The organism is Micromonospora sp. II (assembly GCF_001709195.1).
In the GTDB taxonomy this organism is placed as follows: domain Bacteria; phylum Actinomycetota; class Actinomycetes; order Mycobacteriales; family Micromonosporaceae; genus Micromonospora; species Micromonospora chalcea.
This window is the reverse complement of record NZ_LYXF01000008.1, coordinates 47,970-71,927: the sequence shown is the minus strand read 5'-3', so window position 1 is coordinate 71,927 and position 23,958 is coordinate 47,970. Positions and strand designations below refer to the sequence as shown.

The window sequence follows — 23,958 nt, the reverse complement described above, 5'->3', positions numbered from 1 at the left end:
CAGCATGGACGGCCACGACAACGAAGAGCACCGCGCGGGGGACGAGACGTCGCCCGGGCGCGGGCCTGCCCGCCGCTGGACGGCGTGGCGGCCGGGTCACCGGCTGCGCCGGCTGGGTGTCGTGCTGGCCCTGTTCGCGGTCACGCTCGGCGGCATCGTGGTCGGCACGTACGCGGGCGGCCACGTCGGCACCGACATCGGCCCGTTCCGGGCCGAGCTGAAGCTCAGCCCGTCACTGAGCGGCGGCACCACCGTCGACATCCCGCCGCTGGGCGCGTTGCTGCTGGACAGCCACGACGGGCCGGCGTACCTGACCGTCGAGGTGGGCGCGCTCGACCAGGGGCGCACCGAGGCGCTGATCGACGACCCGGCCAGCATCAGCCGGGCCAGCCAGTCGGCGGTGCAGGACGTCCGCGACGGCGTGATGCGGCTCGGGCTGCGTACGCTCGCCTCGGCGGTGCTGGCCACGCTGATCCTGGCCGCGCTGGTCTTCCGCGACGTGCGCCGTACCGCCTGGGCCGGCGGCCTGGCGCTCGTCATCACCGCCGGCAGCCTCGGAGTGGCCGCGACGACGCTGCGTCCGCAGGCGATCGAGGAGCCACGGTACGAGGGCCTGCTGGTGAACGCGCCCGCGATCGTCGGTGACGCGCGGCGCATCGCCAACGACTACACCAAGTACGCCGAGCAGTTGCAGCGGCTGGTCGGCAACGTCAGCAAGCTGTACACCACGGTCTCCGCGCTGCCGGTGGTGCAGCCGTCGCCGGGCACCACCCGGGTCCTGCACGTGTCGGACATGCACCTCAACCCGACCGGCTGGCAGTTGATCCGTACCGTGGTCGAGCAGTTCGGCATCGACGTGGTCATCGACACCGGCGACATGACCGACTGGGGCAGCGAGCCGGAGGCGTCCTTCGTCGGCTCGATCGGCCTGCTCAAGAAGCCGTACGTGTTCATCCGCGGCAACCACGACTCGCCGCGCACCGCCGCCGCGGTGGCCCAGCAGCCGAACGCGATTGTGCTGAACAACTCGATCACGACGGTGGGCGGGCTGACCATCGCCGGCATCGGCGACCCCCGCTTCACTCCGGACAAGGAGACCTCACCGGCCGGCAGCGGCCTCACCGCCGCCGTCGCCGACCAGGTGATCGGCGCCGGCGAACAGCTCGCCGCGACGGTCGAGAAGTCGCCGCGCAAGGTCGACATCGCGCTCGTGCACGATCCCGCCTCGGCCGGCCCGCTCTCCGGCACCTGCCCGCTGGTGCTCTCCGGGCACACCCACGCCCGGCAGGTGTCGAAGCTGCCGGAGGTGCCCGGCAAGCAGCCGACCACGCTGATGGTGGAGGGCTCGACCGGCGGGGCCGGGCTGCGCGGCCTGGAGGGCGAGAAGCCGACGCCGCTGACCATGACGGTGCTCTACTTCGACCAGCAGAAGCTGCTCCAGGCCTACGACGAGATCACCGTGGGCGGGACCGGGCAGTCACAGGTCAACCTGGAGCGGCACGTCATCCGCGACCCGGCCAAGGGCGACCAGGTGCCGGTCACCCCGACCCCGACCCGGGGACCCTCCGAGTCGCCGTCGCCGGGTACGACCACCCTGAGCCCCACCGCCGCCCCCACCCGCTGACCGTCCGGGCGTTCTCCGGCCGCCTGCCGCGCGGACGCCCGGTCACCGCGTGTCACCGACCCGTCCGGCACTGGCATGTCCTGCTGCCGCCTTTGCTCTGCAGCCATCGGCGCGGCAGGCACCGGGAGTGACCGCACGGACGGCCGCGCGCCGCGGGCACTCTTCGCCGCACCCCAGCTCAGGGCGATGCTGCGGATGTGGCTGCAGAGCAAAGGCGGCGAGAGGCGATCGCCCGGGTCGCCGGAGACGGTCACTCTCAGCAATCGGGCCAATCTGTCACGTTCCGTGACCACCACGGCCTGCCGCGCCGCCGGGTCGAGCCGGACCAGCCCGGCGCGGTCAGCGCAGCGCGATCGCGGCCAGCGCGGCGTTGACGATGCTGCCCGGCAGCAGGTCGTGCAACTCGTACAGCTCCCGGACGTTGCCGGACTGGCCGAACTCGTCCACGCCGAGCGGCACCGCCGGGGCGCCGACCGCCGAGCCGAGCCAGGCCATCGCGTGCGAGGCCGCGTCGTGCACGGTGACCACCGGCACCCGGTCGGCGAACGCCGACCGCAGCGCGCCCGGCACGCTCGGCACCGTCGCGGTCCGCACACCTTGACGCAGCGTCCGCTGCCACGCCCGGTAGAGGCGGTCCAGGCTGGTCACGTCCACGACGTGCGCGGCCACGCCCTCCTCCGCCAGCTCCGCGGCGGCGGCGAGCACCTCCGGCAGCACCGCGCCGGAGGCCGCGAGCTGCACGACCGGGGCGTCAGCCAGATCGGGGTACGCCTGGTGCGCGTCGACGAGCCGGTACGCGCCGGCCACCACCTGCCGCCGCAGCACCGCGTCCCCGAGCCGGGTCCGGGCCGCCTCGAACGGGGCCTGGTCGATCGGCCGGGTGCTGAGCCGGAAGTAGTACGCCCCGTCCTCGGCCGGCGCGGCGGTGGCGGCGGGCGCGGCGCCACCGGCGATCTGCCCGAGCGCGTCGCAGAGCAGCCAGTCGAGGCTGCCGGCGTACGCGGGCTCCAGGAACGTCACGCCGGGCAGCTCCAGGCCGACCGACGCGGTGATGGTGGACTGGTGCGCGCCACCCTCCGGGGCCAGCGTGATGCCGGACGGGGTGCCGGCCACCACGAACCGGGAACCGGAGTACGTCCCGTAGAGGAACGCGTCGAGACCGCGCAGCACGAACGGGTCGTAGACGGTGCCCACCGGCAGCAGCGGCTGGCCGGACAGGTCCCACGACAGGCCGAGCTGGCCCAGCAGCAGGAACAGGTTCATCTCCGAGATGCCCAGCTCGATGTGCTGCCCGGCGGGGCTCTCCGTCCAGCGCAGCATCCGGTCCTCGGTCCAGGAACGCTGCTCGGTCGGCGCGAACACGCCCGTCTTGTTGATGAACCCGGCCAGGTTGGTCGAGGTGGCCACGTCCGGCGCGGTGGTCACCAGGTAGGGCGCCACCTGCGGATCGCGGGCCAGGTCGACCAGCACCCGGCCGAAGACCTCCTGGGTGGAGACCGGCTTGTTCGCGCGTACCCGCGTGGTTTCCGGAACGGTGACGCCCAGCGCCCGCTCGCGCGGCGGGCGGGACAGCGCCTCCCGGCGCTCGCCGGCCCGGATGCCGGCCGGGGACGCCGGGTCGAGGCGGTCCCACTCGGTCTCCGGGGTCAGGCCCTGCGCGGCGCGCAGCGCGTCGACCTGCTCGGTGGTGAGCAGCGCCGAGTGGTTGCGCGGGTTGCCGGCGATGGGCAGACCCCAGCCCTTGACCGTGTACGCGAACACGACGCTGGGCCGGTCGGTCACCGCGTCGCACTGGGCGTACGCGTCGAGCATCGCCTGCGCGTCGTGGCCGCCCAGGTCGGTGACGAGCGGGCCCAGCTCGTCGTCGCCGATGTCGGCCACGAACGCGGCCACCTCGGCCGGCGCGCCGTCCAGGAACTGCTTGCGCAGCGCCGGGCCGGCCAGCCCGAACAGCGACTGGTACTGCTCGTTGGGCATCCGGTCGATCCAGTCGCGCAGCGCCGCGCCACCCGGCCGGGCGTACGCCTCGGCGAGCTTGCGGCCGTACTTGACCTCCACGACGTGCCAGCCGGCCGCCTCGAACTGGCCGCGCCACTGGTTGATCCGGATGCCGGGGACGACCCGGTCCAGCGACTGCCGGTTGAAGTCGACGAGCCACATCACGTTGCCCAGGCCGGTGGTGGCCGGGTCGGCGACCGCCTCCCAGATGTTGCCCTCGTCCAGCTCGGCGTCGCCGATGATGGCGACGAACCGGGAGTGCGGGCGCGCGCCGAAGTGCGCGTCGACGTAGCGGCGGGTCACGGCGGCGAACAGCGGCGCGGCGGCGCCCAGGCCGACCGAGCCGGTGGAGAAGTCCACCTCGTCCGGGTCCTTGGTCCGCGACGGGTACGACTGGAGGCCGCCGCGCGCCCGCAGCTTCGGCAAGTACGACTTGTCGAGGTTGCCGAGCAGGTACTGGATGGCGTGGAACACCGGCGAGGCGTGCGGCTTCACCGCGACCCGGTCCTCGGCGTCGAGGTGCTGGAACCAGAGCGCGGTCATCGCTGTCACCAGGGAGGCGCTCGACGCCTGGTGGCCGCCGACCTTCACCCCGTCGCCGGTGTCGCGGTCGTGGTTGGCCGCGTCGACGATGCGGGTGGCGAGCCAGAGCACCCGGCGCTGGATCTCGTCGAGGACGTCGAGGTCGTGCTGGTTCACGGTGACTCCATCCGGGCGTCGCCGTTGACGCCCACTGAGTGGGGGTGAGGCGTTAGGAAGGGCCCCTTCCCATGCACCAGGCGTTAAGAAGGGGCCCTTCCTTACAACACGTCAGGCGCCGAGGCGCGCCAGGATCAGCTCGCGGACCGTCTTCGCGTCCGCCTGGCCGCGGGTGGTCTTCATGACCGCGCCGACCAGCGCGCCGGCCGCCGCGACCTTGCCGCTGCGGATCTTGTCGGCCACGTCCGGGTTGGCGGCGATCGCCTCGTCCACGGCCGCGGTGAGCGCGCCGGTGTCCGAGACGACCTCCAGGTTGCGGTTGGTCATGATCTCGGTCGGCGAGCCCTCGCCGGCCACCACGCCCTCCAGCACGGTACGGGCCAGCTTGTCGTTGAGCTTGCCCGCGTCGACAAGGCCCTGCAGCTCGGCGACCTGGGCCGGGGTGGCGCCCACGTCGGCCAGCTCCACGCCGGTCTCGTTGGCGCGGCGGGACAGCTCGCCCAGCCACCACTTGCGGGCCGCCGCGGGGGTCGTGCCGGCGGCCACTGTCGCCTCGATCAGCTCGACCGCGCCGGCGTTGACCACCGACTGCATGTCGAGGTCGGACAGGCCCCACTCCTGCTGGATCCGCTTGCGGCGCAGCCGCGGCAGCTCCGGCAGGGCGGCCTTCAGCTCGGCCACCCACGCGGTGTCCGGGGCGAGCGGCACGAGGTCCGGCTCCGGGAAGTACCGGTAGTCGGTGGCGGTCTCCTTGGACCGGCCCGACGTGGTGTCGCCGGTGTCCTCGTGGAAGTGCCGGGTCTCCTGGGTGATCCGGCCACCCGCCTCCAGCACGGACGCCTGGCGCAGCATCTCCGAGCGCACCGCCCGCTCGACCGAGCGCAGCGAGTTGACGTTCTTGGTCTCGGTGCGGGTGCCCCACTCCTCGCCCGGCCGGTTCAGCGACGTGTTGACGTCGCAGCGCAGCGAGCCCTCCTCCATCCGCACGTCGGAGACGCCGAGCGAGCGGATCACGTCGCGCAGCTCGGCGACGTAGGCGCGGGCGACCTCGGGCGCGAGCGCGCCGGTGCCGGGGATGGGCTTGGTGACGATCTCGACCAGGGGGATGCCGGCCCGGTTGTAGTCGACGAGCGACTCGGTGGCGCCGTGGATGCGGCCGGTGGCGCCGCCGACGTGCAGCGTCTTGCCGGTGTCCTCCTCCAAGTGCACCCGCTCGATGCCGATGCGCACCAGCTCGCCGTTGACCTCGACGTCCAGGTACCCGTCGAAGCACAGCGGCTCGTCGTACTGGCTGATCTGGAAGTTCTTCGGCATGTCCGGGTAGAAGTAGTTCTTCCGGGCGAACCGGCACCATTCGGCGATCGAGCAGTTGAGCGCCAGCCCGATCCGGATGGTCGCCTCGATGGCGGCCTTGTTCGCCACCGGCAGCGAGCCGGGCAGGCCGAGGCAGACCGGGCAGACCCGGGTGTTCGGCTCGCCGCCGAAGTCGGTCGGGCAGCCGCACCACATCTTGGTGTTCGTGCCCAGCTCGACGTGGGTCTCCAGGCCGATCACCGGTTCGAAGCGCGCGACGACCTCGTCGTACGCGGGCAGTGTCGTCGTCATCTGAGCTCCAGGCGCGATCCGGACAGAACCGTTCCAGCCTAATCGGCTGGCCCGGCCACCCCGCTGCCGGGCTTCGAGATCACCGCGCGGGGCCCGGCGTCACTCGGGTGTGGTGAAGGTGCGGCGACGGTTGTACGCCAGCACGAGCAGGATGCCGCCGATGGAGAAGGCCACGATGCTCAACAGCAGCAGCACGAGCGGCGAACCCGGCCCGGTGATCGGCAGCCAAGCGCCGCTCACCTTCGACGGCGAGGCCGTCGGCAGCGGCGCCGAGGTGCTGCTCTCCGACGGTGTGGCGGCCGGGTCGTCGGGGGACGGCGTAACAGTCGGGTCGGCCGGGTCGGGCGTCGAGCCGGTCGGGGACGCCGTCGGGGTGCCCGGGTTGCGGGCGGCGACGGTCAGCGACACCTGCTTCGTGGCGCTGGTGCTGTACCCCTTCGCCGCGACGGTGAAGGCGAACGTGCCGGCGCTGCCCGGGGTGCCGCTGAGCTTGCCCTCCCCGTCGAGGGTGAGGCCGTCCGGCAGGGCCCCGGCCGCCAGGGAGAACACGATGTCCGAGTCACCGGCGGCGGTGAACCGGAAGGAGTAGCGCTTGCCGACCGTGGCGGCGGGCGGATCGCCGGAGGTGAACGCGGTCGCCGCCTCGGCGACCACGATGGTGGCGTCCTRCTCGTCGAAGCGGTCGTTCTTGTCGGTCATCCGAAGCGTGAACGTGTACGTCCCGGCAGTGGTCGGTGAACCCCCGAGCGACGTACCCACCACGAGCATCCCCGGCGGCAGACTGCCCGAGACCACCGACAACCGGTACGGCCCGGTGCCGCCGGTCGCCTCGACCGTGTGGATCGCGTACACCCGGCCCAGGTACATGGGCGACCGGGGCTTGCCCGACGTGATGACGACCTTGGGTTCGCGCACCTCGATCGTCGCCGTCTGCTCGTCGAAGAGGTCGTTCTGGTCGGTCATCCGCAGCGTGAACGTGTACGTCCCGGCAGTGGTCGGTGAACCCCCGAGCGACGTACCCACCACGAGCATCCCCGGCGGCAGACTGCCCGAGGTCACCGACAGCCGGTACGGCGCGGTGCCACCGGTCGCCTCGACGGTGTGGATCGCGTAGACCTGCCCGATGACCATGACCGAGCGGGGTTTGCCCGAGGTGATGGTGACGGCCTCGGTGGCGGCGGTGGCCGGTTGCGCGACGGCCGGCTGCCCGGCGCCCAGCAGCAACGCGACGACCATCGTCAGGGCCATGACCGGGCGAAGTGTCCCCATCGCACATCCAGCTCTCGGTCGGAACCGCTCGCGTCCGCCAGCGGGCCACAGTCCAGTCGATCCAGCAGAGTCGCAGTTTATTCGACCAGTGCCAGTGACCCCCGGCAATCCCCTGATCGGTGATCACCGTGTCGGTACGGAGGCGGGCGGGCCGCCTCCGTACCGTCCGGTTCAGATCGTCGGCGGGGTGAGCGTGCCGACGGCGCTCTCCAGCGCGGCGGCGATCCGGTACATCCGGTCGTCCGCCATGGTCGGCGCCATGATCTGGAAGCCGACCGGGAGCCCGTCGGACAGGCCGCACGGCACCGAGATGGCCGGGCCGCCGTACAGGTTCGTCGGGATGGTGAACAGGTCCGCCAGGTACATCTGGTACGGGTCGGCGGTACGCGATCCGAGCGGGAACGCCACGAACGGCGTAGTAGGCGAGATCAGCGCGTCTACCTGCTCGAACGCGCTGGTGAAGTCCCGCGTGATCAGGGTGCGGACCTTCTGCGCCTGGCCGTAGTAGGCGTCGTAGTAGCCCGAGGAGAGCGCGTACGTGCCGATCATGATGCGGCGCTTGACCTCGGGGCCGAAGCCGGCCTCGCGGGTCAGCGACATGACCTCCTCAAGCGACCGGTTGCCGTCGTCGCCGACCCGCAGACCGAACCGGACGCCGTCGAACCGGGCCAGGTTGGAGGAGCACTCACTCGGCGCGATCAGGTAGTAGGCCGGCAGCGCGTACTTGAAGTGCGGGCAGGAAACCTCGACGATCTCCGCGCCCAGCTTCGCCAGCGCCTCGGCCGCGTCGCGGAACGCGGCCATCACGCCCGGCTCCGCGCCCTCGCCGATGAACTCGGTGACCATGCCGAGCTTCACGCCGGTCAGGTCGCCGGTGGCGCCGAGGCGCGCGGCGGCCACCACGTCCGGCACCGGGGCCGGGATCGACGTGGAGTCGCGCGGGTCGTGACCGCCGATCACCTCGTGCAGCAACGCGGCGTCGAGCACGGTACGCGCGCACGGGCCGGGCGTGTCCAGCGACGAGGAGAACGCCACCAGGCCGTAGCGGGAGGTGCCGCCGTAGGTGGGCTTCGCGCCGACGGTGCCGGTGACCGCGCCGGGCTGGCGGATCGAGCCGCCGGTGTCCGAGCCGATCGACAGCGGCGCCTCGTACGCGGCCAGCGCCGCCGCGCTGCCACCGCCGGAGCCGCCCGGGATCCGGTCGGTGTCCCACGGGTTACGGGTCGGCCCGTACGCCGAGTATTCGGTGGAGGAGCCCATGGCGAACTCGTCCATGTTCGTCTTGCCGAGCATCACCGTGCCGGCGGCGCGCAGCCGCTCGACGATGGTCGAGTCGTACGGCGGGCGCCAGCCCTCCAGGATCTTCGACCCGACCGTGGTCGGTACGCCCTTGGTGGTGAGCACGTCCTTCACCGCGACCGGCACACCGGCGAGCGGGCCGAGTTCGTCACCGGCGGCGCGGCGCTCGTCCACGGCACGCGCGGCGGCCAGCGCCCCCTCGGTGTCGACGTGCAGGAACGCGTGCACCCGGTCGTCGACGGCGCCGATGCGGTCCAGGTGGGCCTGGGTGACCTCGACGGCGGAGGTCTCGCCGCTCGCCACCAGCCCGGCGATCTCAACAGCGCTCAGCTTGGTCAAGTCGCTCATGCCGGCACTCCGCTTCGCTCCGTGCCGTCATGAGCGACAGCCATGCTGGGCCCGATGATTCGCTCGCTGCGCTCGCTCATGAGGCCACATCCTCGTCCAGGATCCGCGGGACGCGGAACCGCTGCTCCTCGGCGTCGGGTGCGCCCGACAGCGCCTCCTGCGGGGTCAGGCCCGGCCGTACGACGTCCTCGCGGAGCACGTTCGTCAGCGGCACCGAGTGGGACGTCGGCGGGATGTCCGCCGCGGCGACCTCGCCGACCTGCGCGACCGACTGGAGGATCACATCCAGCTGGCCGGCGAAGGTGTCCAACTCCTCCTCCGTGACGGCGAGCCGCGACAGTCGCGCGAGGTGCGCGACCTCCTCGCGGGAGATGGCGGCCATCGGGTGCCCCCTTCGTGGCTGTCCTGAGACGTCTGCGGTGGGCCGGCCGCGCGTACGGGATGACGCGCGGTGACCGGAGCGAGTCTATTGTCCCGCCGTCACGACGACGCCTTCGCCTCCCCCTCCGGCGCCGCTCCGCTGCGGCTCCCGGCCTCCACCGGGCGCACCGGACGGTAGCGCGACAACCAGGCCACCAGGTCCTCGGCCGGCATCGGCCGGGCGTGGAACCAGCCCTGCGCCACGTCGCATCCGGCGGCGTGCAGCAGCCGCCAGGTGCGCTCGTCCTCCACGCCCTCGGCCACCACCCGCAGCCCGAGCGCGCCGGCCAGCTCGATCATCGAGCGGACGATCGCCGCGTCGTCCGGGTCGTCGGCCATCCCGAGGACGAACGAGCGGTCCACCTTCACCTCGGACAGCGGCAGCCGGCGCAGGTGTTGCAGCGACGAGTAGCCGGTGCCGAAGTCGTCCAGCGCGATGCCGACGCCGATGCGGTGCAACTGGGTGATGCTGGCGAGCACCCGCCGGGGGTCGGCCATCAGCGCGCCCTCGGTGATCTCCACCTGGAGCCGCTGCGGCGGCACCCCGTACCGGGCCAGCCGGTCGGCGATCTGGTCGGCGATCTCGCCGGTGTGCAGGTCACGGACGCTGACGTTGAGCGCGGCCCGCAGCGTGAGCCCGGCCGCCGACCACTTGGCCAGCTGCTCCACCACGTCGTCCACCACGCGGCGGGTGAGCAGCCGCATCACCGCGCTCTGCTCGGCGACCTGGATCAGCTCGCCCGGGTCGACCATGCCGCGGCGCGGGTGCCGCCACCGCAGCAGCGCCTCGACGCCCACCACCTCGCCGGTCGCGATCGCGATCTGCGGCTGGTAGTACATGGTGATCTCGCCCGGGTGCCCGGACTGGTCCTCCGGCTCGGCGCTCCCGTCGGCGGTCGGCCCGATCACGCCCGGCGCGCCGGTGCTCACCGCGGCCTGCGCGTCGTGCCCGGTGTCGGTCTCGTGCGCGGCCTCCGTGTCGCGCCCGGTGCCGGTCTCCGCCGCGTCGGCGTCCCCGCCACCGACCACTGGCGTCGCCACCACCGCTCCGGCGCGCGCGGCCCGGCTGCGGATCGGGTCGGCGCCGGTGAGGATCCGCTCGATCAGGTCGTCGTCGTGCCGCTCCGCGGCGCGGTCCCGGCGACGCCGCAGCCACCGGTTCGGCCCGTCGCCGGAGCGTCCGCCGCCCCGGCCGTCGTCGCGCGCCGGACGCTGGTTGCGCGACGGCCGCTCGGCCCGGGCCGGTCGCGGCGCCGACAGCGCCGGCGTCAGTGCCGCGCCGTCACCTCCGCGTACGCCCACCGTCTCCCCGCCCTGCGCGGACGGGCCCGACTCCAGCACCCGGCGCAGGTCGGCCAGGAGGCTCAGCCGCTCGGCCGAGTTGTGGTCGGACTCCGGCGCGTACACCGCCACCGTGTCGTTGCGATGCTTCGCGTCGTACATGGCCACGTCGGCGTGGCGCATCAGCGTGGCGAAGTCCTCGCCGTGGTCCGGGTAGAGCGCGATGCCGATCGAACCGCCCACGTCCAGCGGCAACCCGTCCAGCGGCACCGGCTCGGCGAGCGCGGCGACCACCCGGTCGGCCCGCTCGCGGGCCTGGTCGATGTCGGTGAGCCGGGGTACGACTATGGCGAACTCGTCACCGCCCAGTCGCGCCACCATGTCACCGGCGCCGACCACGCCCATGAGCCGGGCGCTCACCTCGACCAGCAGACGGTCCCCCACCGCGTGCCCGAGCGCGTCGTTGACGTGCTTGAACCGGTCGAGGTCGAGCAGCAGCAGCGCCAGGTGCGCGTCCGGCGCGCCCCGGGCGGCCCGCTCGCCGTGCAGGTGCACCTGCTCGGCCACCTCGGTGAGCAGCGCCTTGCGGTTGGGCAGCCCGGTGAGCGGGTCCACGTCGGCGAGCTGTTCCCGTTCCTCGGACAGCCGGGCCATCCGGTAGACGGCGAACAGCGGCACCAGCACCAGCGGGATCAGCGCCGCGCTGGCCCGGGCGGCGGCCACCAGCACCGGCGCGAGCAGCAGCAGCGAACCGGTGGACAGCAGCTCGTACGCCAGCCCGCTGCGCACGCTGGGCCACCACCGGTCGCCGAACCGCAGCCGCACGGCCGAGCTGACCAGCCCGTAGTTGACCACGAACCAGGCGAGCGTCGCGCCGCCCACCGCCGCCACGTCGGTCCAGTGCAGCCGGCCGTCGCCGAACAGCTCGCCCGGACCGAGCCGGCTGACCGCGTACGCGGCGGCGAGCGCGCACGCGTACTGCGCGGCGTTGAAGCCGGTACGCCAGGGCGCGTACCCGAGCCGCCAGCCGCTCACCGCGACGGCCACCGCCTGGACCGCCACCGCCGGGCCGAAGCCCCAGCCGAGCAGGATGGCGAAGGTGAAGCAGGTCGACGGGAACACGGCCGAGGTCTGCCGCCGCCCGGGCGGCACGAACGGGCGGGCGTCGCAGGCGACGGCGAGCGCCGCCATGGTCCAGAACGCGGCCGGCAGCTCGGTCAACCGGTCGGCGAGCGCGATCAGCGGCCCGGCCGAGACAAGTACGGCCACCACGCCGACCGCGCCGACGAAGCCGAAGAACGGCCCGCTCCGCCCGGGCGGGACGGAGTTACGCGGGTCGCCGGTCTCCATCGCACCTCCCGGGGGCAACGTCGTGGCGCGCGCCGTCACGCGCCGTACGCCAATGAAACGCCCTCCGAGGCGGTTTCCCCGACACGACAGTCACGAATCGGTCGGAGTCGTAATTAACTTGGTATCCGCGGACGATCGCCGTGACCAGCCCGTCAGTCCTCCACCCGGGCCACCTCGCGGGCCGCGTCCGGGCCGGAGTCCAGCAGCACCCGGAAGCCGTCCTCGTCGAGGATCGGCAGTTTCAGCGTGGCCGCCTTGTCGGCCTTGGAACCCGGGTTGTCGCCGACCACCACGAACCCCGTCTTCTTGGAGACCGAGCCGGTCACCTTGCCGCCCCTGACCTGGATCGCCTCGGCGGCCTGGTCACGGCTGAACCCGCTGAGGGTGCCGGTGACCACGACGGTGACGCCGTCGAGCGGTCGTGGCCCCTCGTCGGCGGCCTCCTCGGCCATCCGTACGCCCGCCTCGGCCCACTTGCGCACGATGTCGCGGTGCCAGTCGACGGCGAACCACTCCTTGACGCTCGCGGCGATGGTCGGGCCGACGCCGTCCACCGAGGACAGCTCCTCCTCGCCGGCGGCCTCGATGGCGTCGACCGACCGGAAGTGCCGGGCGAGCGCCTGGGCGGCGGTCGGGCCGACGTGCCGGATGGACAGTGCAACCAGCACGCGCCACAGGTCGCGTTCCTTGGCCTCGGCCAGGTTGTCGAGCAGCTTGACCGCGTTGCTGCCCAGGCTGCCGTCCTTGTTGACGAAGAACGGTGACCGGCTCAACTGCTCGGCGTCGAGCTGGAACAGGTCGCCCTCGTTGGTGATGATCTGCGCGTCCAGCAGCGCCGCCGCGCCCTTCTCGCCGAGCACCTCGATGTCGAGCACCTTCCGGCTGGCCAGGTAGAACACCCGTTCGCGGATCTGACCGGGGCAGGCGCGCCCGTTGGGGCAGCGGATGTCGACGTCGCTCTCCTTGGCCGGCGCGAGCGGCGTGCCGCAGGCCGGGCAGGTGGTCGGCATGACGAACGGACGGGCGTCGGCCGGGCGCAGCTCGACCACCGGGCCGAGCACCTCGGGGATCACGTCGCCGGCCTTGCGCAGCACCACCGTGTCGCCGATGAGCACGCCCTTGCGCTCGACCTCGCGGGCGTTGTGCAGCGTGGCCAGCGCGACCGTGGAGCCGGCGACCCGGACCGGTTCCAGGACGGCGAACGGGGTGACCCGGCCGGTGCGCCCGACGTTGACGTCGATGTCGAGCAGCTTCGTGTTCACCTCCTCCGGCGGGTATTTGAAGGCGATCGCCCAGCGGGGGGCCCGGCTGGTCGAGCCGAGGCGGCCCTGGATGGAGACCGGATCGACCTTGACCACCACGCCGTCGATCTCGTGCTCGACGTCGTGCCGGTGCTTGCCGTAGTAGGCGATGTAGTCAGCGACGCCGGCGAGGTCGTCCACCACCCGCCAGCGGTCGCTGGTGGGCAGCCCCCACGCCTTGAGCGCGGCGTACGACTCGGACTGCGCCGCCGGCCGGAAGCCGGTGCGGGCGCCGATGCCGTGCACCACCAGGCGCAGCGGGCGGGAGGCGGTGACCCGCGGGTCCTTCTGGCGCAGGCTGCCGGCGGCGGCGTTGCGCGGGTTGGCGAACGGCGCCTTGCCCTGCTCGACCAGGCTCGCGTTGAGGTCGGCGAACGCGGCCACCGGGAAGTAGATCTCGCCGCGCACCTCGATCAGATCCGGCACGTCGGGGAAGTCGTCGGCCGGGGTCAGCCGGGCCGGCACGCCCTTGATGCTGCGCACGTTCGCGGTGACGTCCTCGCCGGTGCGGCCGTCGCCCCGGGTGGCGGCGCGCACCAGCCGGCCCTTGGAGTAGGTCAGGTTGATGGCCAGCCCGTCGACCTTCAGCTCGCACAGGTAGGGCACCGGGCCGCCGGCGTCGCGCTCGACCCGCTCGGCCCAGGCGGCCAGCTCCTCGTCGGCGAAGGCGTTGTCGAGCGAGAGCATCCGCTCGGCGTGGGCGACCGGCGTGAAGTCGGTGGAGAAGGTGCCGCCGACGCGCTGGGTGGGCGAGTCGGGGGTGCGCAGCGCCGGGTATTCCGCCTCCAGCGCCTCCAGCTCCCGCAGCTGCGCGTCGAACTCCGCGTCGGTGATCGTCGGCGCGTCCAGCACGTAGTAGCGGTACTGGTGTTCGGTCAGCTCCTGACTGAGCGTGGCGTGCCGCTCCCGGGCCGCCGGGGTCGGCTCGGCCCCCGCCGCCGCCTCCTGGGCCGCGTCGGCCGCAGTGGGAACCGCTTCTTCGGACACGCCGCCGCCTTCGGACACCGCTGTCGCCTCCCGTGCTCGCGCTACCCGAGAACCGTAGCGGTCGGCTGTGACAACAGTCCGGCCACCCGCAGGAGCAGGGCGAACCGGCGCGCGTCGCGCCCCCGCGCGGTCCGGCCCCGGGCGTGCGACCATCGCCTCGGCGGCGCTGTGCGGGAACGGTCGGAAGGCGGGTACTGATGCGCGACGGGGTTCTCTGGGCGCTGGTGATCGTGGCCTGCGTCGCGGCCGGCTGGCTCTGGAACGAGTGGCGCCGCCGGTCGGCCGACCGTTCCGCCGGGGCGCGCGGCCGGGCCGACAGGCGACGGCCGGGCTCCGGGCGCGGTGGCCGGGCCGGCGTCGGCGTCCGGCGGGACCGGGGTGGCGTCCCGCCACGGCCGCGCGGCGCCGGGCGGACGGACCGGGACGAGCCCCGGCCCGGGGAGATCTGGTGGGCGGACGTGCCCTACGCCGACGGGACCGGCTCCAAGGTGCGGCCCTGCCTGGTGCTGCGGGTCGACGGCGGGGACGCCGAGGTCCTGAAGATCACCAGTCAGGACAAGTCGGACCGGGACGACCACCTGCCGATCCCGACCCGGAGCTGGGACCCGGACGCCGACCACGACAGCTACCTGGACATCAGCGAGCCCATCCCGGTGCCGCTCACCGCGTTCGCCGACCGGGCCGGCACCTGCGACCCGGACCTGTGGCGGGGCGTGCGCCGCCTGAACCACCTCACCGGCTGACGCCGGCGGCCTCCGGACCTCAGCGCTGCGACGCCCCTGCGTCGAGCGCGTCGGCGAGCGCGGCGAGCTGACCGGCGTACTCGATCCGGTCGGCCCACCCGGCCGGCCAGGCGGCCATGCCGTACGCGGCACCGGCGAACGCGCCGGCCAGCGCGGCGATGGAGTCCGAGTCACCGGCCGTGGTGGCGCCCCGGGCCAGCGCGCCGACCGGGTCGTCCGCGTGACGCAACGCGCAGAGCAGCGCGGTGGCGAGCGCCTCCTCGGCGATCCAACCCTCGCCGGTGAACCGGCACGGGTCGCCGCCGTCGTCGGGACGGGCGAGTGCCGCCTCCAGCCGGTCGAGCACCCGCAGGCAGTCGTCCCAGCCGCGGGCGACGAACCCGGCCGCGTCGCTCTCGCCGGGCCGCTGCCACAGGTCGCCCAGCCAGTCCTCCCGGTAGACGGTGCGCTGCTCCCGCGCCCGCTCGGTGAGCAGGCCGGGCAGCTCGGGCAGCGCCGCGCCGTCGCGCAGCAGCCGGACCGCGTACGCGGTCAGCTCGCTCGCCGCCAGCCCGGTCGGGTGGCCGTGGGTGAGCCCGGCCTGGAGCTGGGCCAGCCCGGCCATGGTGTCGAGGTCGACGTCGAGCAGCCCGACCGGGGTGACGCGCATGTTCGCGCCGCAGCCCTTCGAGCCGGCGACTGTGGCCTCCTGCCAGCGGGCGCCCCGGGCCAGCTCGGCGCAGGCCCGCAGGCAGGTCATGCCGGGCGCGCGGTTGTTCTCCGGGCTGACCGACCAGTCGACGAAGCGCTGCCGCAGCAGCGGCTCCACCGCCTCGGCCGTGTACGCGGGCGCCTCGTGCAGCGCCCACGCCACTGCGAGCGCCATCTGCGTGTCGTCGGTGACCAGGGCCGGGTCGCCGGTCAGCTCGCGCGGACCGCCCGGGCCGTAGCGCCGGACGATCTCGGTGACGGTGAGGAACTCGGTCGGCTTGCCCAGGGCGTCGCCGTAGGCCAGGCCGAACAGCGAGCCGGCGACGCGGCCGGTGGCGGTGGAGGCGGTCACGGTGGCGATCATGCCTCCGCCGCGCAAGCCCGGGAAGATCAGTCCCAGCAGAGGCAGAACGGGTGGCCGACCGGGTCGGCGTAGACCCGGAAGCCCTCCCCCTCGCCGGGTAGCCGCCGTGCGCCCAGCGCCAGCGCCGCCTTCTCGGCCGCCTCGATGTCGTCGACGCTCACGTCGAGGTGGAACTGCTGCGGCCGGGCCGGGTCGGGCCAGTCGGGGGTGCGCAGGCCCGGCGCCCGCTGGAAGGCCACCCGCGGCTGGTGCCCGGGTGGCCCGCCGAGCACCACCCACTCGTCGCCGTCGGAGTTCTCCTCCACCACGGGCAGGCCGAGCAGCTCGGAGTAGAAGGCGGCGAGCGCGCGCGGATCGGGGCAGTCGATCACTGTGGAACGCAGTCGTCCAATCATGCCGGTCATCGTGCCCGGCGGGTACGACGGAAAACGTCAGTCCTCGGCCAGCCGCCGGCCCGCGTCGCGGCAGGCGGTGAGCACCGCGCGGGCGTACGCCGGGGTGGCGCCGGCCAGGCCGCACGCGGGAGTGACCACCACCTGCTCGGCCAGCCGGCGGCGGGGGAAGCCGAGCTGGTCCCAGACCCGGCGGACCCGGCCCGCGACCTCGGCCGACGTCGGCGCCCGGCCGGAGGCCGGTGGCAGCGTCGGCGCGGCACCGGCCAGCAGCCCGAGCCCGGCGTCGATCGCCTCGCCGAGCGGGTCGAGGTCGGTGACCAGCGACAGGTCGAGCGCGACGCCCACCGCACCGGCCGAGCGGATCAGCTCCAGCGGTACGTCCGGCGCGCAGCAGTGCACCAGAGCCGGTACGCCCGCCGCGTCGATCACGTCGCGCAGCAGTCCCCGCGCCACCTCGGTCTCCACCGGACGGTGGGTGCCGAAGCCGCTCTCCGTGGGCACCCGCCCGGCCAGCACGGCCGGCAGGGACGGCTCGTCGAGCTGGAGCAGCACCGAGGCGCGGGGCAGCCGCCGGGCGACCGCCTCGACGTGCCCGCGCAGGCCTTCGCCGAGCGAGCCGGCGAGGTCGCGTACCGCGCCCGGGTCGCGCAGCATCCGGCCGCCGATCGGCAGCTCCAGCGCGGCGGCCAGGGTGAACGGGCCGGCGGCCTGGATCTTGACCGGTCCGGCGTACTCCTCGGCCTGCTCGGCGAGCTGGTCCAGGTCGCGTTCCATCAGGTCGCGGGCGCGGCGCAGGTCCCGGCCGGGGCGCGGGGCGATCCGCCAGCGGGCCGCGTACAGCTCGACCGGCAGTTCCACGAGCAGGCCGGCGCTGCGGCCGACGAGGTCCGCACCCGGTCCCCGGGCGGGCAGCTCGGGCAGGTGCGGCAGGGTGGGCAGCTCGCCGAGCACGATCCGCTGCGCCTCGGCGATGTCGGTGCCGGGCAGCGACCCGATGCCGGTCGCCGCTCCGGTGGGCCAGGGCCACGCCTGCTCAGTCACGGCCGCAGCCTATCCGCTGCCGATGCGAGGTCAGGCGGCGGTGATGGTGGCGGAGCCGAGGACCACGTCTCCGGCCGGGTCCGGCCGGTAGGCCACGATCGCCTGGCCGGCGGCGACACCCCGGACCGGGCGGCGCAACGACGCGCGCAGGCCGTCGGCGTCCACCTCGACGGCGGCCGGCACCACGTCGCCGTGCGCCCGCAGCTGCACCTCGCACTCGACCGGCCCGTCCGGGCGCGGCCCGCCGGTCCACACCGGGCGGGTCGCGCGTACGTCGGAGACCTCCAGCGCCTCGGCCGGGCCGACCGTCACCGTGTTCGTGGTCGGGGTGATGGACAGCACGTAGCGGGGCCGGCCGTCCGGCGCCGGGCGGTCGAGGTGCAGGCCGCGCCGCTGCCCGACGGTGTACTGGTAGGCGCCGCTGTGGCTGCCCACCACCGCGCCGGTGAGCGCGTCGACCACCTGGCCGGGCGCCTCACCGAGCCGCTCGGCGAGGAAGCCGCGGGTGTCGCCGTCGGCGATGAAGCAGATGTCGTGCGAGTCCGGCTTGTCGGCCACCGCGAGACCGCGCCGGGCGGCCTCCGCGCGCACCTCGGCCTTGGTCGAGTCGCCGAGCGGGAAGATCGACCGGTCGAGCTGCGCGCGGCTCAGCACCGCCAGCACGTACGACTGGTCCTTGGCCGCGTCGACGCTGCGCCGCAGCAGGCCGTCCGCGCCGAGCCGGGCGTGGTGGCCGGTCACCACGGCGTCGAAGCCCAGGGCCACGGCCCGGTCCAGCACCGCCGCGAACTTGATCTTCTCGTTGCAGCGCAGGCAGGGATTCGGGGTACGCCCGGCGGCGTACTCGGCCACGAAGTCGTCCACCACGTCGTCGTGGAACCGGTCGGCCATGTCCCACACGTAGAACGGGATGCCGAGCACGTCGGCGGCGCGCCGGGCGTCCCGGGAGTCCTCCAGCGTGCAGCAGCCCCGGGCCCCGGTGCGGTAGGTCTGCGGGTTGCGGGCCAGTGCCAGGTGCACGCCCGTCACGTCGTGCCCGGCCTCCACCGCCCGCGCCGCCGCGACGGCGGAGTCCACCCCGCCCGACATCGCCGCCAGAACCCTCACCGGCCCACTCCCCTCGTCCTCACCGAGCGTATCCGGGTCAGCGGGGCGTACGGAGGGCGGCCGCGCGGCGGGCCCGCTCCACAGCGGCGGGCAGCGCGGCGATCAGCGCGTCCACGTCCGCGCCGGTGCTGGTGTGCCCGAGCGTGAAGCGCAGCGAGGACCGGGCCCGGTCGTCGTCCGCGCCCATGGCCAGCAGCACGTGCGAGGGCTGGGCCACCCCGGCCGAGCAGGCCGACCCGGTGGAGCAGGCGATGCCCTGGGCGTCCAGGAGCAGCAGCAGCGCGTCCCCCTCGCAGCCGGGGAAGGAGAAGTGCGCGTTGCCGGGGAGCCGGTCGGCCGGGTCCCCGTTGAAGATCACCTCGGGGACCGCCTGCCGGACCCGCTGGACCAGTTCGTCGCGGAGCGCGGCGACGCGGGCCGCGTACTCCTGCTGGCCCTTCACCGCGGCCTCGACGGCGACCGCGAACGCGACGATGCCGGCGGTGTCCAGCGTGCCGGAGCGGACGTCGCGCTCCTGGCCGCCGCCGTGCAGCAGCGGGGTGGCGGCCACGTCGCGGGCCAGCAGCAGCGCGCCCACGCCGGTCGGCCCGCCGAGCTTGTGCCCGGTCACGGTGAGCGCGGACACGCCGCTGGCGGCGAAGTCGACAGGCACCTGCCCGACCGCCTGGATGGCGTCGGTGTGGAACGGCACGCCGTGCTCGGCGGCGACAGCGGCCAGCTCGGCGACCGGCTGGACGGTGCCCACCTCGTTGTTGGCCCACATGGCGGTGACCACCGCCACGCGCTCGCCGTGCTCGGCCAGCTCGGCGCGCAACCGCTCCGGGTCGAGCCGGCCGACCGCGTCGACCGGAAGGAGACCGGCCTGGGCACCCTCGTGCTCGACCAGCCAGTCCACCGCGTCCAGTACGGCGTGGTGCTCGACGGAACTGGAGACCACCCGGACCCGGTCGGCCCGGGCCGCGCGACGGGCCCAGAACACGCCCTTCACGGCGAGGTTGTCGCTCTCCGTCCCGCCACCGGTGAAGATCACCTCGGAGGGCCGGGCGCCGAGCGCGGCGGCCACCCGCTCGCGGGACTCCTCCACCCGCCGCCGGGCACGGCGGCCCGCCGCGTGCAGCGACGACGCGTTCCCCACCTCGCGGGCGGTCGCGACGTACGCCTCGAGTGCCTCGTCCAGCATCGGGGTCGTCGCCGCATGATCAAGGTATGCCATCACCGTTCAGCCTAACGGCCTGCGAACCCGCGGCCGGGGGCCGGACCGCCCCGTCCCACCCGGGGCGGTCCGGCCCGCTCACGACCGAACGGCCGCGATCACGCGGGAACCGCCGTGACCACGATGTTGTCCCGGTAGCTGCGGGTCTTGGCGTCGAACGGCCCGCCGCAGGTGATCAGCGTGAGCCGGGGCTTGCCGTCGCGCGCGAAGTACCGCTCGAGCGGGATCTTCGACTTCCGGTACTCCTCCCGGGCCACCACCCGGTAGGAGCGCTCGCGTCCGTCCGCGCCGGTGGCGGTGAGCTTGTCGCCCTGGCCCAGCTCGCGCAGCCGGAAGAACGCGCCCTTGCCCTGCTCGGCGCTGTCCACGTGCCCGGCGATCACCACCGAGCCGGCGTCGGCCTCCAGGCCCGGGCCGTAGCGGTACCAGCCGACCTGGTCCACGCTGGGCGGGACCTCGAACTCGTCGGTGCGCTCGTTGACACCCACCGGATTGACGGTGGCGGTGACCCGGATCGGCGGGATGCTGAGCTTCACCGGCGGCACGATCTCACTGCCGGCGGGCAGCGTGCCCGGGTTCACCGGAACCGAACCGCCGCCGGTCGCCGCCGGGGCCGGCGTGGGAGTGGCACTGGCCAGGGCCGTCACCTCGTCGCCGCCGACGTCCTCGGCGGGCTCGGATCCGCACGCCACCACGCCCGCCAGGGTGAGCGCGGCGGCGCCGGCGGCCATCGCCGCCAGCGCCCCGCGGTTGCGCACCGTCACCGGCGACCGGCCCGGGCGGTTGCCGCCACCCGCGCACCGCCGCCGACCAGGAGCAGCACGCCGGCCCCGGCCAGCACGTACCACCAGGTGTCCACGCCGGTGCCGGCCTGGCCGCCGGTGCCGCTGGGCACGCCGCCCGGAGCCGAGTGCAGGCCGGTGATGGTCTGGGCGACCACGCTCAGGTTCTTCGCCTCGGCCGAGCCGATCGCGTAGACGATGGTGGCGGTGCCCTCCTTGAGGTTTAGGTCGGCCGGGCCGATGGCGACGGTGTCGGTGCCGGCGAGCACCACGTCCGCCTTCACCGAGCCGGCGGCCACGTCCGCCTTGGCCTCCTTCGGGTTGGTCAGGTCCTCGAAGACCGGCTTGCCGCCGGCCCGCACGTCGACGGCCGGGGCGGCCGCGGTGTGCCGGACGATCAGCCGGGCCTTGCCGGCGCCCACCTTGGACACGTCGTTGACGAACGGCGTGATCTGCGGGTTGCCGTCGGCGCTCAGGTGCGCGGCGAGGCTGATGTTCGCCCCGCCCGGCACCGCGGCGTCGTCCACCTTCAGGATCGCCTTGTCGATCGCCTCGCCGGGCTTGGTCAGGGCGATGTCGTACTCCCCCTCGGGCAGGGTGAGCGGGCCGGCCACGTCGCCCGGCTTGAAGTTGTTCAGCGTCTTCTCGCCGTTGACGTACACGTCGACCGGGGTGTCCGGAATGCCGTGGACCACGGAGACCTTCGACGAGGCGGCGTAGGCCGGGCTCATGGTGGCGGCGCCGACGCCGGCGAAGGTGAGGGCGGCCACCGCGCCGCCCGCGGCGACCCGACGGAACATCGCGTACTGCATTGTCTGCCTCCTGGTAGTTCATGCTGATTCGTCAGGCCTGGCTTGCAGAACGGGTTACGCCGGCTCCGTGGCCCCCGGATGCGCCCGGATCCGATTTCTTTTTCCCGTCTCCGGGCGCATCCGCCGGAGCCTCCGGCGACGAAGGAGAGGTGACGAGGGTCGTGACGGACACACCGGGAGAGTGGGGCGGGGGCTGTGGGAGTTACAGTCGGGCATGCCCCACGGAAGGCGAGCCGCCCGGTGACGGCGGCCAGGCAGGGCCCCGAACCGCCGGGCGAGGACGACCTCGCCACCCGGTTCCGCGACGGCGACGAGGCGGCCCTGCGAGAGGCGTACGACAGGTACGGGCGGGCGGTGCTGCACCTGGCCACCACGACGCTCGTGAACCGCAGTGACGCCGAGGACGTGACCCAGGCGACGTTCGTCGCCGCCTGGCTCGGCCGGGAGACGTTCGACCCGGCGAAAGGCTCACTGGTCGGCTGGCTGCTCGGAATCGGGCGGCGCAAGGTGGTCGACCGGATCCGGGCCTCGGCCCGGGAGACCCGGGTGGTCGAGACGGTGAAGCAACTGCCGGAACCGGTCTCCACCGGCCCCGACCCGGACACGGTGGTCGACCGGCTGGTGGTCGCCGACGAGCTGGCCCGGCTCCCCGACGAGCAGCGCCGGATGCTGGAGCTGGCGTTCTACGACGACCTGACACATCAGCAGATCGCGGCGGTGACCGGAGTGCCGCTCGGCACCGTCAAGAGTCACATCAGACGCGGCATGCAGAGCCTGAAACGCAGATGGGAGGTGGACGGTGCAGCACCTGGACCACGACCGGCTGGTCTTTCTGGCGCTCGGTGAGAGCGAGGCGGCTGACGGCGAGGCCACCCATCTGGGCACCTGCGACCACTGCCGGGGCGAGATGGAGACGCTCCAGCACGTCGCCGGGCTCGGCGCGGGCACGCAGGGCCTGGCGGAGCTGCCCGACCCGCCGGAGCACATCTGGCAGGGCATCGTGGCCGAGATCCGGGCCGCCGAGGAGCTGCCGGCGTTGACCGAGCGGCGCCTGCCGCGCCCGGCCGACCCGGTGGAGCCGGCTGCCGTACCCGTGGTGGCACGTCGTCCGCGGCGGAGCCGGCGCTGGCCGGGGTGGGCGACCACGGCGGTCACCGCCACCGCCGCCGCGGTGATCGGCGTGGCCGGCACGGCCGCGGTGCTCGGCGGCGGCGGTGGCGAGCCGGCCGACCCCGACCCGCCGGTGGTGGCCAGCGCGCCGCTCGCCGCGTTCGGCTCGACGCCGAAGGACGCCTCCGGCGACGCCCGGGTGCTCGGTGACAATCGATTGCATCTGCACGTGGCGAATCTCCCGAGCGTTCCGGGGTACTACGAGGTCTGGCTGATCGATCCGAACACGATGAAGATGTTCTCCGTGGGTACGCTGAGCAACGGTTCGGGGGACGCGCTGCTGCCGATCCCCCCGAACGTCGACCTGCGCACCTACACCGTTGTCGACGTCAGCGCGGAGCAGTACGACAACAAGCCCGGCCACTCCGGCGACAGCCTGCTGAGGGGCACCCTGACGGGCTGATCGGCGGGCCGGCTCAGCTCCCCGGCCCGCCGATCAGCTCCCTACGAGAAAGGCCGCCGCCCGGTGCACCGGGCGGCGGCCTTTTCACGCGACGCTCACTTGCGCTTGCGGATCTCCTCGGCGGCCTGGGGGACGACCTTGAACAGGTCGCCGACCACGCCGTAGTCGGCGAGTTCGAAGATCGGCGCTTCGGCGTCCTTGTTGACCGCGATGATGGTCTTCGAGGTCTGCATGCCGGCCCGGTGCTGGATCGCCCCGGAGATACCCAGCGCGACATACAACTGCGGAGAGACCGTCTTGCCGGTCTGGCCGACCTGGAACTGGTGCGGGTAGTAGCCGGAGTCGACTGCCGCGCGGGACGCGCCGACCGCGCCGCCGAGCAGGTCGGCGATCTCCTCGACCAGCTTGAAGTTGTCCGCGTTACCGACACCACGCCCGCCGGACACGACGACCGACGCCTCGGTCAGCTCGGGGCGGGAGCCCTTCTGCTCGGCGACCCGCTCGACGACCTTGGCGAGCTTGTCCGCGTCGGTGACCGACACGGTGAGCTGCTCCACCGCCGGGCTGGCAGCGGCCGGGGCCGGGTTGAGCGAGTTCGGCCGGACGGTGACCAGCGGCAGGCCCTTGGTGACCTTCGCCTTGACGATSGTGGAGCCGGCGAACGCSACCTGSGTGGCGGTGCCGTCSGCGGCCAGGCCGACCACGTCGGTCAGGATGCCGTTGTCCAGCTTGACCGCGAGGCGGGCGGCGATCTCCTTGCCCTCCTGCGACGAAGCCAGCAGCACCGCCGCCGGCTGCACCCGCGCGACGAGGTCGGCGACCACAGTCGCCTTGGGGGCCACCAGGTAGCCGTCGATCTCCTCACCCTCGGCGGCGTAGATCTTCTCCGCGCCGTACTCGCCGAGCTTGGCGCTCAGCGCCTGCGCGGCGCCGGCGCCACCGAGGACGACGGCGCTCGGGGTGCCCAGCTCGCGGGCGAGGGTGAGCATCTCCAGGGTGACCTTCTTGACGCCGAACTCCCGGGTGGCTTCGACGACGACGAGAACCTCAGACATGT

19 protein-coding genes are annotated in these 23,958 nt (G+C 73.7%); 4 read left to right on the top strand and 15 right to left on the bottom strand.

Annotated elements, in window-relative coordinates; genetic code table 11:
- Positions 1-4 precede the first annotated feature (4 nt).
- Positions 5-1,624: a metallophosphoesterase gene (locus A8711_RS05220; protein WP_069087619.1), complete on the top strand. Its 1,620-nt coding sequence runs from the start codon at positions 5-7 to the stop codon at positions 1,622-1,624.
- A gap of 339 nt (positions 1,625-1,963) precedes the next feature.
- Here A8711_RS05220 and A8711_RS05215 read toward each other — a convergent pair whose 3' ends face one another.
- From A8711_RS05215 to ligA, 7 genes are all read right to left on the bottom strand, one after another.
- Positions 1,964-4,321 (bottom strand): pyruvate dehydrogenase, encoded by a 2,358-nt coding sequence (locus A8711_RS05215; protein WP_069087618.1) that lies wholly within the window; start codon positions 4,319-4,321, stop codon positions 1,964-1,966.
- Between the two features lie 111 nt (positions 4,322-4,432).
- Positions 4,433-5,926, bottom strand: a complete 1,494-nt coding sequence (gatB, locus tag A8711_RS05210) for an Asp-tRNA(Asn)/Glu-tRNA(Gln) amidotransferase subunit GatB (RefSeq protein ID WP_043326041.1) — start codon at positions 5,924-5,926, stop codon at positions 4,433-4,435.
- Positions 5,927-6,025: 99 nt separating this feature from the next.
- Entirely contained in the window at positions 6,026-7,174 is a 1,149-nt protein-coding gene (locus tag A8711_RS05205; protein ID WP_255365597.1) for a putative Ig domain-containing protein, read from the bottom strand.
- Positions 7,175-7,366: 192 nt separating this feature from the next.
- Positions 7,367-8,842, bottom strand: a complete 1,476-nt coding sequence (gene gatA, locus A8711_RS05200) for an Asp-tRNA(Asn)/Glu-tRNA(Gln) amidotransferase subunit GatA (protein ID WP_043326045.1) — start codon at positions 8,840-8,842, stop codon at positions 7,367-7,369.
- A gap of 76 nt (positions 8,843-8,918) precedes the next feature.
- Positions 8,919-9,224, bottom strand: a complete 306-nt coding sequence (gene gatC / locus A8711_RS05195; RefSeq protein WP_013284468.1) for an Asp-tRNA(Asn)/Glu-tRNA(Gln) amidotransferase subunit GatC — start codon at positions 9,222-9,224, stop codon at positions 8,919-8,921.
- A 98-nt stretch (positions 9,225-9,322) separates the two neighbouring features.
- Complete coding sequence (locus A8711_RS05190) at positions 9,323-11,893, bottom strand: bifunctional diguanylate cyclase/phosphodiesterase (RefSeq protein ID WP_069087616.1); 2,571 nt, start codon at positions 11,891-11,893, stop codon at positions 9,323-9,325.
- A gap of 152 nt (positions 11,894-12,045) precedes the next feature.
- Positions 12,046-14,199: an NAD-dependent DNA ligase LigA gene (gene ligA / locus A8711_RS05185; protein WP_083296931.1), complete on the bottom strand. Its 2,154-nt coding sequence runs from the start codon at positions 14,197-14,199 to the stop codon at positions 12,046-12,048.
- A gap of 179 nt (positions 14,200-14,378) precedes the next feature.
- On the opposite strand from ligA, the gene A8711_RS05180 reads away from it, so the two are divergent.
- The gene (locus A8711_RS05180; RefSeq protein WP_069087615.1) at positions 14,379-14,924 is read left to right on the top strand and encodes a type II toxin-antitoxin system PemK/MazF family toxin; all 546 of its coding nucleotides are present in this window, start codon (positions 14,379-14,381) and stop codon (positions 14,922-14,924) included.
- 19 nt (positions 14,925-14,943) lie between these two features.
- Here the strand turns inward: A8711_RS05180 and A8711_RS05175 are convergent, their stop codons facing one another.
- From A8711_RS05175 to A8711_RS05145, 7 genes are all read right to left on the bottom strand, one after another.
- Positions 14,944-15,978 (bottom strand): ADP-ribosylglycohydrolase family protein, encoded by a 1,035-nt coding sequence (locus A8711_RS05175; protein WP_043326052.1) that lies wholly within the window; start codon positions 15,976-15,978, stop codon positions 14,944-14,946.
- A gap of 26 nt (positions 15,979-16,004) precedes the next feature.
- Positions 16,005-16,373, bottom strand: coding sequence for a VOC family protein (locus A8711_RS05170; RefSeq protein WP_176722754.1), 369 nt, complete (start codon positions 16,371-16,373; stop codon positions 16,005-16,007).
- A 36-nt stretch (positions 16,374-16,409) separates the two neighbouring features.
- Positions 16,410-17,414 carry a methionine synthase gene (locus A8711_RS05165; protein WP_069087613.1) on the bottom strand — a complete coding sequence of 335 codons (1,005 nt, stop codon included), beginning with the start codon at positions 17,412-17,414 and terminating at the stop codon, positions 16,410-16,412.
- Positions 17,415-17,444: 30 nt separating this feature from the next.
- Complete coding sequence (mnmA, locus tag A8711_RS05160) at positions 17,445-18,521, bottom strand: tRNA 2-thiouridine(34) synthase MnmA (RefSeq protein ID WP_069087612.1); 1,077 nt, start codon at positions 18,519-18,521, stop codon at positions 17,445-17,447.
- Positions 18,522-18,558: 37 nt separating this feature from the next.
- The gene (locus tag A8711_RS05155; RefSeq protein WP_043326058.1) at positions 18,559-19,734 is read right to left on the bottom strand and encodes a cysteine desulfurase family protein; all 1,176 of its coding nucleotides are present in this window, start codon (positions 19,732-19,734) and stop codon (positions 18,559-18,561) included.
- A 98-nt stretch (positions 19,735-19,832) separates the two neighbouring features.
- Positions 19,833-20,498, bottom strand: a complete 666-nt coding sequence (locus A8711_RS05150) for a class F sortase (protein ID WP_064446976.1) — start codon at positions 20,496-20,498, stop codon at positions 19,833-19,835.
- Positions 20,495-21,328 (bottom strand): DUF4397 domain-containing protein, encoded by an 834-nt coding sequence (locus A8711_RS05145; protein WP_069087611.1) that lies wholly within the window; start codon positions 21,326-21,328, stop codon positions 20,495-20,497. The genes A8711_RS05150 and A8711_RS05145 overlap by 4 nt, the downstream gene beginning before the upstream one ends.
- A 240-nt stretch (positions 21,329-21,568) precedes the next feature.
- On the opposite strand from A8711_RS05145, the gene A8711_RS05140 reads away from it, so the two are divergent.
- The gene (locus A8711_RS05140; RefSeq protein ID WP_013284457.1) at positions 21,569-22,174 is read left to right on the top strand and encodes an RNA polymerase sigma factor; all 606 of its coding nucleotides are present in this window, start codon (positions 21,569-21,571) and stop codon (positions 22,172-22,174) included.
- Positions 22,128-22,901, top strand: coding sequence for an anti-sigma factor (locus tag A8711_RS05135; protein WP_064446974.1), 774 nt, complete (start codon positions 22,128-22,130; stop codon positions 22,899-22,901). The genes A8711_RS05140 and A8711_RS05135 overlap by 47 nt, the downstream gene beginning before the upstream one ends.
- Positions 22,902-22,996: 95 nt before the next feature.
- Here the strand turns inward: A8711_RS05135 and A8711_RS05130 are convergent, their stop codons facing one another.
- Positions 22,997-23,956, bottom strand: a complete 960-nt coding sequence (locus A8711_RS05130; RefSeq protein WP_069087610.1) for an electron transfer flavoprotein subunit alpha/FixB family protein — start codon at positions 23,954-23,956, stop codon at positions 22,997-22,999.
- Positions 23,957-23,958 lie beyond the last annotated feature (2 nt).